General features: G+C 64.9%; 13 protein-coding genes. 6 read left to right on the forward strand and 7 right to left on the reverse strand.

Annotated elements, in window-relative coordinates; all coding sequences use genetic code 11:
- Positions 1-52: 52 nt before the first annotated feature.
- From B4K74_RS00685 to B4K74_RS00705, 5 genes are all read right to left on the reverse strand, one after another.
- Positions 53-463 carry a response regulator transcription factor gene (locus B4K74_RS00685; RefSeq protein ID WP_123288211.1) on the reverse strand — a complete coding sequence of 137 codons (411 nt, stop codon included), beginning with the start codon at positions 461-463 and terminating at the stop codon, positions 53-55.
- 79 nt (positions 464-542) lie between these two features.
- Positions 543-947, reverse strand: coding sequence for a response regulator (locus tag B4K74_RS00690; protein WP_206423401.1), 405 nt, complete (start codon positions 945-947; stop codon positions 543-545).
- Positions 948-982: 35 nt separating this feature from the next.
- On the reverse strand, positions 983-1354 hold the full coding sequence (locus tag B4K74_RS00695) for a response regulator (protein WP_286691321.1): 372 nt from the start codon (positions 1352-1354) through the stop codon (positions 983-985).
- Positions 1355-1376: 22 nt separating this feature from the next.
- Positions 1377-1742, reverse strand: coding sequence for a response regulator transcription factor (locus tag B4K74_RS00700; protein ID WP_286691322.1), 366 nt, complete (start codon positions 1740-1742; stop codon positions 1377-1379).
- Positions 1743-1806: 64 nt separating this feature from the next.
- Positions 1807-4509, reverse strand: a complete 2703-nt coding sequence (locus B4K74_RS00705) for a PAS domain-containing protein (protein ID WP_286691323.1) — start codon at positions 4507-4509, stop codon at positions 1807-1809.
- 117 nt (positions 4510-4626) lie between these two features.
- On the opposite strand from B4K74_RS00705, the gene B4K74_RS00710 reads away from it, so the two are divergent.
- Both B4K74_RS00710 and B4K74_RS00715 read left to right on the forward strand, forming a co-directional pair.
- A complete protein-coding gene (locus tag B4K74_RS00710) occupies positions 4627-5280 on the forward strand; it encodes a LysE family translocator (RefSeq protein WP_286691324.1) in 654 nt (217 codons plus the stop codon).
- 125 nt (positions 5281-5405) lie between these two features.
- The gene (locus B4K74_RS00715) at positions 5406-5957 is read left to right on the forward strand and encodes a CC0125/CC1285 family lipoprotein (RefSeq protein WP_286691325.1); all 552 of its coding nucleotides are present in this window, start codon (positions 5406-5408) and stop codon (positions 5955-5957) included.
- A 24-nt stretch (positions 5958-5981) separates the two neighbouring features.
- Here the strand turns inward: B4K74_RS00715 and B4K74_RS00720 are convergent, their stop codons facing one another.
- Positions 5982-6722, reverse strand: a complete 741-nt coding sequence (locus B4K74_RS00720; RefSeq protein WP_286691326.1) for a DUF6065 family protein — start codon at positions 6720-6722, stop codon at positions 5982-5984.
- A 79-nt stretch (positions 6723-6801) separates the two neighbouring features.
- Here B4K74_RS00720 and B4K74_RS00725 point away from each other — a divergent pair, with 79 nt between their 5' ends.
- From B4K74_RS00725 to B4K74_RS00740, 4 genes are read left to right on the forward strand one after another with little or no spacing between them, the layout of a single operon-like run.
- A complete protein-coding gene (locus B4K74_RS00725) occupies positions 6802-7398 on the forward strand; it encodes a prolyl-tRNA synthetase associated domain-containing protein (protein ID WP_286691327.1) in 597 nt (198 codons plus the stop codon).
- Positions 7399-8313, forward strand: coding sequence for a thioredoxin family protein (locus B4K74_RS00730; protein ID WP_286691328.1), 915 nt, complete (start codon positions 7399-7401; stop codon positions 8311-8313). It begins immediately after the preceding gene.
- A gap of 9 nt (positions 8314-8322) precedes the next feature.
- Positions 8323-8982, forward strand: coding sequence for an LON peptidase substrate-binding domain-containing protein (locus B4K74_RS00735; RefSeq protein WP_286691329.1), 660 nt, complete (start codon positions 8323-8325; stop codon positions 8980-8982).
- Between the two features lie 46 nt (positions 8983-9028).
- Positions 9029-9223 carry a Trm112 family protein gene (locus B4K74_RS00740; protein WP_123288092.1) on the forward strand — a complete coding sequence of 65 codons (195 nt, stop codon included), beginning with the start codon at positions 9029-9031 and terminating at the stop codon, positions 9221-9223.
- Between the two features lie 77 nt (positions 9224-9300).
- On the opposite strand, the gene B4K74_RS00745 is transcribed toward B4K74_RS00740, so the two are convergent.
- Positions 9301-9724 (reverse strand): IS30 family transposase (locus B4K74_RS00745; protein ID WP_286691330.1); only part of this gene is annotated, 424 nt, incomplete at its 5' end.

Below are 9724 nucleotides of genomic sequence, written 5' to 3' on the forward strand. Positions count from 1 at the left end.
GAATCCTTGAATCAGCGAGATCAATCCGCCGCAAGCTTTATGAGTTCAGAACCTAGGCGAACTCATATCCCATTCGGATATTGTTGCTCTGTGACCTCTGGAGCAAACGGTCCACCCGCAGGATCAACTTGTCGGGCCGGAACGGCTTCGTAAGATAGTCGGACGCGCCGTTCGTGATCGCGCGGCGGACATCGGTCTCGCTTCTGGCCGCCGTCAGCATCAAGACCGACACCTGGCTGTGAAAGCGGTCAGCCTTCAAGGTTCTTAGGACGGTGAAGCCGTCGAGCACGGGCATGCCGACGTCCAGGATCACCAGATCAGGACAAATCTCGTCGGCCTGCAACAGCGCCTCTTCGCCATTCTGGGCCAAGGTGATCGCCAGCCCTCGCCCTTCCAGGGTCTGACGGATCAAGGCGGCCAGATACCTGTCGTCCTCAGCAACGAGAATGCGGGGCTTGATCACGGGATACTCCGACGACGACAACTACTTCCGGGCCGGGGTCGAACCTACCGAGTTGGGGTAAACGTCGCGTTGAGCCGGATCAGATCGGCCGATGGGCTCGGGTGTAGTCGTCGACCCAGGTCAGAGAGGGCTGATCGAGAAGGTCGCAGACCATGTCCGCCAGGGTGTCCGGCTTAACAGGCTTGCAGACATAGCCCGAGGCGCCGGCCTGCTTGGCGCGAACGATGTTCTCGGTCTCGTGCGACGCGGTGAACACCAGGATGCGCACCTGCTGCCAGGCGCTCGTCGCCCGGAAATGTCGCAGAACTTCCAAGCCGGAAATATCCGGAAGGCCGAGGTCCAGCAACACGAGCTCCGGCGCGGGCTCTGCCATCTTGGCCAAGGCGGCCGCGCCGGTCGCGGCCACGCTCACACGGCGGCCGTCCCGCCCCAGCAGTGCTTCGGCCATCTTCTGGATGAAGGGGTCGTCGTCAACGACCAGCACTCGTGCGCCTCGCGAACCATGGCCCCCAGGTCGGATCATGCGGGAAGAAGATCTCGCACGGACTGAATCAGGCGGTCGCCCATAACGGGCTTCTGGAGCCAAGTCGCTGCAAGGCCCGATGCTGACGATTGGCTCTCTGCCAGAGACCAGGCCGTCACCATCAAGACGGGTGTGTTTCCGATCTCGTCGTCGATCCGAAGGGCCCGCAGCGCTTCGCCTCCGGAGCCTCCCGGCATGGCGAAATCCATTACGACCACGGACGGTCGAAGAGTCCGCGCCTTCTGAAGACCGTCCGAGGCACTGGTGGCGAGGGCCACTCGATAACCAGCGCCTTCCAAATGAACGCGCGTGATTTCGCGCATGACCGGGTCGTCATCGACCACCAGAATCAACGCGGCAGTGCCCATCACTTGCTCCGAGCTCCAGGCGTCAAGCCGCCAAGGCTGTCCAGTTGTCAATAAGCTGCTGCGCGGTGAATGGTTTCGCGAGTTGCGCTTTGGCGCCGAACGTCGACGCCAATTTCAGGTAGAATCCCGCCCCGAGTCGACCGCCGCCGGTGACGGCGAGGACGCGCATAAGTGGGGCCACCTCGGAAAGCTTCTGGAGCACTTCGACGCCGTCCACCTCTGGCAAAATGAGGTCGAGCACCATGGAGGCATCTGGGTAGCGACTCGCCAGGTCCAACGCCTGACGTCCGTCCTGAGCGTTTAGAATCTGGACATTGGCGTGCGAGAGAGCGGCAGAGATTTCTGCGGACCAGAAGGGGTCGTCCTCGACCACGATGCACTTGGACAAAACATGCCTCGAATAAGAGTTTAAAATCGCCCCCTCAGCAACACACCGGTACATAACACAACCCTCATGTATGTTCTACAGCTCGAAGCACGGCCTGAATGAGAGCAGGCAAACTCTCGACGGCGCTTCCGTCTTCGCGGCATTGTTTGGCGGCGGACTCCAGTTGAAATGCCGCCTTCGAGACGTCGGCGAAACCCAAGCTTCCCGCCGTTCCCGCGATGGAGTGGGTGTAAGCCGCGATGGCGTTGGCCCTTGTTTGAAGGGGCATGGCCAGCATGCGGGCATACTCGGCTGCGAAGGTCTTCATTTGCTCGCGATAGCGTTCCTTGAGTGCGGCCAAGGGATCCGACGCATGCAGGGATGTCGGGATAGACGACGGTGGGACGGTCAGCCGGGACACGCGATCGAGCGTTTCGTTCAGCGCGTCCGGCTTGATCGGCTTTGCAAGGTGATCGTCCATACCGGCCGCACGGCAGGCCTCGATCTGATCGGCCAGGACATTGGCCGTCAGGGCGACGATCGGGACGTTGGCCGCCTCAGGCGCCCTGCGGATGCGCCGGGTGGTTTCCAAACCGTCCATCACGGGCATCTGGACGTCCATGAGAATGAGGTCGAAGGCCGGATCGGCTCGCAGCCGTTCGAGCGCCGCTTCACCGGAAGCCGCGCAAGTCACATCGTGGCCCAGGCCGGCGACGAGGATCTCTATCAGTTCTAGGTTGGTCGGAATATCGTCTACGGCGAGGACGCGCAGCTTGCGTTCGGAACGCTGCGGGGCCGAACCTACTGGAGGCGAAACGGGCTGATCCGCACTCGGCCTGTAGGGCAAAGAGAAGATGGCGGTGGTGCCCACGTCCGGCACGCTTTCCAGCGTGACATCCCCGTCCATCAGGCGTGCCAGCGAGCGACTGATGTCGAGACCGAGCCCTGTCCCTCCAAAGCGGCGACCGACGGATGCGTCAGCCTGAGTAAAGCCGTCGAACAGACGGCTCATGGCTTCGGCCGAGATACCGATGCCCGTATCCACGACCCTGAACTCCAGCCAATCCTGTCGCCGACGCACCTCCAGCCGCACCGAGCCTGCATGGGTGAACTTCGCGGCATTCCCGATCAGGTTCAAGAGGACTTGCCGGGTTCTCTGTTCGTCGCCGATGACGCGATCGGCAAGGCCGCCGTCATAGTCGATGTCGAGGTGCAGCCGCCCGGCGATGCTTGCGCGAGTGAGATCGACGATTTCCGTCGCCATGGCGCGTAGGTCGAACGGGCGCGCCTCGATCGTCATGTTGCCGGACTCGATCTTCGAGAAGTCGAGGATGTCGTCGATGAGAGCCGACAGGCCCTTTCCGGCCGTGCGAATGCGGTCGACGTAACGCTTTTGGTCGGTATCCAGAACGGTGTTGGCCAGAACCTCGGCAAATCCGATCACGCCGTTCAAAGGTGTCCTGATCTCATGACTCATGTTGGCGAGGAACTCGGCCTTGGCCGTGGCTGCGCTCTCGGCAGCAACCCGCGCCTCTGCCAGCGCCACCTCGCGTTCACGCCGCTCGGTCACGTCGCGCACCGAATCGGTGATCTGAATGACCTTGCCGGCCTCGTCCCGATGAAACCGGGGCCGCGCTTCGAGCCAGCGGCTTCGACCGTCCTTGGAACGGACGCGATACTCGACGGTCAGAGCGGACTTCGACCTGGCCGCAGCGGCGAATTCGGAAGCGACACGAGCCTGGTCTTCGGGGGCGATAAGGTCATAGGGCGTCTTTCCCAAGAGCTCGTCCGGCAGATAGCCGAGCAGTTCCGTAATGGACGGTGACAGGTAAGTGAACCTTCCGTCAGCTCCATACACTGCGATCACATCGCTGGCGTGGTCGGCGAGCAGTCGGTAGCGCCGCTCCTGCTCCACGGCTTCGGCGATGACGCGCCGCTCGTCAGTCAGGTCCTTGAAGACGCCGATGAAGCCCCTCACATGACCGTTGGGGTCCTTCTGACAGGCCGCCACCGAGCGGACGTTCCGAAGGGTGCCATCCCGTCGTTGTATCGTCGCGTCGAAATCCCATCCCTTTCCCGCTGCGGCGTTCTCGGCGAGAAGGGTTTCGACCATCTGGCGGTCGCCGTCGACGTAGAAGGCCAGCGCGTCGTCAAGGCCGGGTCGGTAGTTCTCATCGTCGACCCCATGGATCGCATAGACCTGAGGCGACCAGAACACAGCCCCCGTATCCGTGTTCAAGGTCCAGTAGCCCGTCAGAGACAGCTTCTCCGCGAGGTCGAGCACCTGATGGCGCTCCTCCAAGGCCTTGCGGGCCTTGGACAGCTCGATCTGGTCCACCACCATCTTGGCCAGAGAGGCCAAATGCGCCAAATCGGCCTCCGAGGGCCTGGTGCGCGGCTGGGTGTCGATGACGCAAAGAGTACCGAGGTTGGCCCCTTCCTTTGTGGTCAAGGTCGCTCCGGCGTAGAAGCAGATGTTCGGCTCGCCTGTGACGAGGGGATTATCGACGAAGCGCCGGTCTTTGGTCGCGTCCTCGACCACCATGACTTGATCCGCTCCAAGCTGGATCGCGTGATGGCAAAACGCCCAGTCCCGCGTCGTCTGCCGAACGTCGAGGCCGATGCATGCCTTGAACCACTGTCGGTCTGTATCGACGAGAGACACTAGAGCGATCGGCGCATCAAAATATGCCGCCGCCATCCCAGCGACACGATCGAACCGCTCTTCAGCCTCCGTATCAAGCACCGCATGTTCATGAAGCGCGCGAACTCTCGAGATCTCGTCCACCGTCGCAGTCCTCCTTGGCGCGGCGAGCATAGGTCCCAATCCCAGAATGAAACATTACCCGGGATCAACAGTAACAACGCCCCTTGACCGCACCCGCACCCTCATCCATCGGGCGGCATGACCTATGCCTTGCCTGTCGATCCTGAGCGGTATGCGGCCTTTCTGGGGGTGATGGCGGTGCTGGCGGTGACACCGGGGCCGGCCAATCTGTTCTCGATCGCCAATGGCATGGCGCGCGGGCGGCGGGCCGTGGTGGTCGGGGTGCTGGGCATGAGTCTGGCGACGCTGGTGTGGTTCACGGCGGCGGCGCTGGGGCTGGGGGCGCTGGTGCTGGCCTTTCCCGCCGCCTTCCGGGTGATCGCCGTGGGCGGGGCGCTGTATGTGGCCTGGCTGGGCGGCAAGGCCCTGTGGGGGGCTGTGCGGGGGCCAAAGGGGAGTGAGGTGCCGGGCAGGCCTGAGCGGCCCAACCTGACGCTGGGGCGCAGTGCCTTTTTCGACGGCTTCATGGTGCAGCTGGCCAATCCCAAGGCGGTGATGTTCTTTACCGCCGTGCTGCCGCCGTTTCTGGATCTGGGGCGGCCGCTGGTGCCGCAGCTGGCGCTGTTCGCCCTGGCGACCGTCGGCATGGATATGATCACCATGAATGCCTATGGCCTCGGCGGGGCGGCGCTGGCGCAGCGGATGACGGCGCCGGGGTTCCGGCGGGGGTTTGATGCCGGGGTCGGGGTGCTGTTGCTGGCGGCGGCGGTGCTGATCGGCCTGAGGCTGTAGGCGGAACCGGGGGCGTTCAGGCTTCGTTCAGGTGGAAAGCGCTTGGCTGGGCCACAGCCAACCTCTTGTTTTGGATGACGGGTGAGCGCACCTGTATGCGGACGCCCTCGCTTTCGGAGATGGACATGACCCTTCGTACGACCCTTCGCCGCCCCGCCCTGTTTGCGGTGGCCGCCAGCGCCCTGGCCCTGACGGTCGCGGCCTGTGCCACGCCGACCCCCTATGGCCCCATGCAGCCCGGACGCGCCGGCGGCTATGCCGAGCAGCGGCTGGAGGCCAACCGCTTCCGCGTGGCCTTTGCCGGGAATTCCGTGACCTCGCGCGAGCAGGTCGAGATGTCGCTGCTGCTGCGCGCCGCCGAGCTGACGGTGCAGGAGGGCTTTGACTGGTTCGCCACGGTCGAGCGGGCCACGGACCGCGACACCCGCTATGTCGGCGGACGCGACCCCTTCTATGACCCCTATTACCGGGGCTGGAACCCCTACTGGCGCTTCTATCGCGGCGGCAGCTGGAGCCGGTTCGACCCGTACTGGAACGACATCAATGTGCGCCAGATCGACCGGTTCGAAGCGACCTCGGAAATCATCATGGGCCGGGGACCCAAGCCGGCGGGCGACCCCAATGCCTTTGACGCGCGCGATGTGATCGCCAACATCGCCCCGCGCGTGACGCGCTAGGGACAGGGACGCGCCCCGGCCGGGTCAGCCCAGCCGGGGTGTTTTCAGGCGCCGCTTGTTGGAGTGGGTCTCGGGCGCATTGCCGAGCGCCTCGGGGATTTCGCCCTTGAAGTAGTAGCGCTGCCAGGCCTCCCTGGCGGCCTCGGGGTCGCCGCGGGCCAGCCGCTGGTTGAAGTCGGTGCGCTGGCGGTTCCAGGCCTCGAACTGGTCCTTCATGCCGGGGTTGGACTCCAGCGAGCGGATCACGGGCTGGAAGTCCTCGACCTTGCGCGCCTCGATCAGGGTGATGAAGCAGAACGGTTCGCCGCGCTCGAAGGTGATCGAGCCCGGGCGGGTGAAGATCCAGTTCATGGTGAAGGGGAAGGGCAGCCAGTCGGTCTCGATCAGGCCGGTCAGGGCCTGAATGCCGTCCTTGACGTGGTTGGGTGAGCCGGTGGCCATCATCTGCCAGCCGGGCGGGGTGCGGAACATATACTGGGGATGCATCGTCAGCACGCCGCGCGAAAAGTGCGAGGTGACGAAGTGGCTGAGGTCGGAATTGACCCGCTCGGGCGTGATGCGGATGTCCTCCTGACGCGGGCCGCCGTTCCACTCGGCGGTAAAGCCGACCGGGCACAGGATCTCCCAGCCCGTGGTGTTGGCCATGGTCAGCGGCAGGCAGCGATAGGGGTGGCGGCTGGCAAAGGCGTCCATCCAGGCGCGCGACTGTCGCCCCGGCACCATGTCCGGCGGCCGCGCCGTCATCGGGTAGCACTCCAGTTCCACCTTGGACCTCCGGTTCACATTGCCTCAGCCCCTCTCCTATCCGGTGGCCCCGCACGCGGTCAAAACCTATGATGGCGGGATGAGCCTTCCGTCCCCCTTTGACCGCGACCGCCTGCTGGCCTGGATGGCCGGGGCGGGTCTGGCGCCGCGCACCCATGACCATCCGGCGGTGTTCCGGGTCGATCAGGGCCATGCGGTCAAGGCGGCCCTGCCCGGGGCCCACACCAAGAACCTGTTTCTGAAGGGCCGGGGCGGTCAGCTGTGGCTGGTCAGCGCGCGTCAGGACACGACCATCGACCTGAAACGTCTGGCAAAACGGCTGGGCTCGGACCGGCTGTCGTTTGCCTCCGAAGAGGCCATGGTCGGGGCGCTGGGGGTAACACCGGGGTCGGTGACGGCGCTGGGTCTGGTCAATGACACCGAAGGGCGGGTGCAGTTCGTACTGGACCGGGCCCTGTGGACGGCGGATGTGGTCAATTTCCACCCCCTGACCAATACGGCGACGACGGCGCTGGACCAGACGGATTTCCGGCGTTTCCTCGACCTGCTGGAACGGACGCCCCTGATCGTCGATTTCTCAGGGGAAGAGGGACCGCGCATCGTTGACCCGGTTGCCGATCCCGTGCCCCATGACCATGTGGCGGGTGAAGCCCCGCCCCCTTCTGAGGAAGCCTGAATGTCCCTGATCGATCCCGCCCGACCGAACGGCCACGCCAACACCGACGACCTGATCGTCGAGGGCTCGGATGCGGAGTTCATGAAACAGGTGGTCGAGGCGTCGAAGAGCCGCCCGGTCATCGTCGACTTCTGGGCGACCTGGTGTGGGCCCTGCCGTCAGCTGACGCCGATGCTGGAGAAGGCCGTGCGCGCGGCCGGCGGGGCCGTGGCCCTGGTCAAGATCGATGTCGACAAGAACCCGGCCTATGCAGGCCAGCTGCGGGTGCAGTCGATCCCGACCGTCTATGCCTTTGTCGACGGCAAGCCGATCGACGGATTCCAGGGCGCGGTACCCGAGAGCCAGCTGAAGGGCTTTATCGACAAGCTGACCGGCGGCAAGGGCGGCAATTCCGACGTCGATCAACTGTTGTCGCTGGGGGCGGAATCCCTGTCGCTGGACGATCTGGGCGGCGCGGCCCAGGCCTTTGCCCAGGTGCTGACGCTGGAGCCGGAAAACCCCAAGGCCATCGCCGGCATGGCGCGGGTCTATCTGGCCGACGGGGATCGCGATCAAGCCATCCAGACCCTGGCCATGGCGGGGCCGAATTCAACCGACCCGGATATCCAGAGCGTGCGCGCGCAGCTGGCCCTCGGGGCACAGGTGGCGGACGACAGCGAGGCCGAGGCCCTCAAGGCGAAGATTGCCGCCGACCCTTCGGATCATCAGGCGCGCTTTGATCTGGCCGGGGTGTTGGCCGCCAGAGGCGATCTGGCGGGTGCGGTCGATCAGCTGCTGGACATCGTCAAGGCCGACCGCGAGTGGAACGATCAGGCGGCGCGCAAGCAACTGTTGACCGTGTTCGAGGCCGCGGGCCTGAATTCCGACGTGGCGAAGGACGGGCGTCGTCGCCTGTCGTCGCTGCTGTTCGCCTAGGGCGGCGCGGTGGCCCAGGGCATCGTCAAGGCTGGAGACCTGCCGCAGGTCATCCCCGTCTTTCCGCTGAACGGGGCGGTCCTGCTGGCGCGCGGGCAGCTGCCGCTCAATATCTTCGAGCCGCGCTATCTGAACATGATCGATGACGCCATGGCCGGCGACCGGATGGTGGGCATGGTGCAGACCACCGGCGGTCCTGCCGACAACCCCACGCTGGCCCCGGTTGGATGCCTCGGGCGGCTCACGAACTTCGCCGAGACGCCGGACGGTCGCTATATGATCACCCTGACCGGCATCTGTCGGTTTCGGATCGCCGAAGAGATTCCGGCCCGGTCCCCCTATCGACAGGTGCGCGCGGACTTTCAAGCCTATGCCGCCGATCTGATACCGGCCCCGTCCAGTGCCGAGATCGGTCGCCCCGGTCTGCTGGAGGCGCTGCGCCTGTTTCTGGAGCACCGGGGGCTGGAGATCGACTGGGACACGGCGCGCGACGCCCCGGCCGAGGCGCTGGTGAACAGCCTTTGCATGGCCCTGCCGTTCGAGGTGGCCGAGAAACAGGCCCTGGTCGAGGCGATGGACCTGACCGCGCGGGCCCGGGCCCTGACCACCCTGCTGAGCATCAATGCGGCCGACAGCGGGGACGAGGACACGCCGCCCTCGCTGCAATAGGTCGCATCCGGCTGGACGGGGCCGCTGCCGGTTCTATGATCGGTGCATGAGCGACAGTTTCAACACCCCCTCGACCGTGGATCCGCGCCTGCTGGAGGTGCTGGTCTGTCCCGTGACGCGGGGCACGCTCGCCTATGACCGCGCCCGTCAGGAGCTGGTGTCCAAGGGGGCCAAACTGGCCTTTCCGATCCGCGACGGCGTGCCGATCCTTCTGGTCGGCGAAGCGCGCGCGCTGGATTAGGGTGTGTACCCATAAAATCGCCGATGCTGCGGGTCCGCTTACAAGCGGCAAGTCAATGTCCGCCTTCGACGGTGGGCTCAACTGATCGCTGCAACACACTCCGCGAAGGTCTCTGCTGGCGTCCGATATAGCAAGGTCTTTCTGGGCCGTTCGTTGAGCTGTCGGGCGATGGCGCTGAGCTGGGCCTGGCTGTGCAGGGACAGGTCGGTTCCGTGGGGCAGATACTGGCGCAACAGCCGGTTGGTGTTTTCGTTCGAGCCGCGCTGCCACGGTGAACGGGGATCACAGAAGTAGACCTCGACGTCGGCGGCCAGAGCCAGCCGCTTGTGATCGGCCAGCTCCTTGCCCCGGTCCCACGTCAGCGACCGGTAAAGCTCGCTCGGCAGCTTCTTCGACTGTTTGACCATGTCGATGACGGCGCGGGCGTCGTAGCCCCGGTCTGCGACCAGCGCCCGGGCGGGTTTGAGGCCGTCGATCAGGGCTTCGACGGCGGCCTTGTCG

The sequence above is a fragment of the Brevundimonas sp. UBA2503 genome (genome assembly GCF_002341485.1).
In the GTDB taxonomy this organism is placed as follows: domain Bacteria; phylum Pseudomonadota; class Alphaproteobacteria; order Caulobacterales; family Caulobacteraceae; genus Brevundimonas; species Brevundimonas halotolerans.

Excerpts from the sequence above, each read along its gene's own strand:
- B4K74_RS00695 (WP_286691321.1), bottom strand. The coding sequence starts at position 1,354 with ATGGGCACTGCCGCGTTGATTCTGGTGGTCGATGACGACCCGGTCATG.
- B4K74_RS00710 (WP_286691324.1), top strand. The coding sequence starts at position 4,627 with ATGACCTATGCCTTGCCTGTCGATCCTGAGCGGTATGCGGCCTTTCTG.
- B4K74_RS00715 (WP_286691325.1), top strand. The coding sequence starts at position 5,406 with ATGACCCTTCGTACGACCCTTCGCCGCCCCGCCCTGTTTGCGGTGGCC.
- B4K74_RS00725 (WP_286691327.1), top strand. The coding sequence starts at position 6,802 with ATGAGCCTTCCGTCCCCCTTTGACCGCGACCGCCTGCTGGCCTGGATG.
- B4K74_RS00730 (WP_286691328.1), top strand. The coding sequence starts at position 7,399 with ATGTCCCTGATCGATCCCGCCCGACCGAACGGCCACGCCAACACCGAC.
- B4K74_RS00740 (WP_123288092.1), top strand. The coding sequence starts at position 9,029 with ATGAGCGACAGTTTCAACACCCCCTCGACCGTGGATCCGCGCCTGCTG.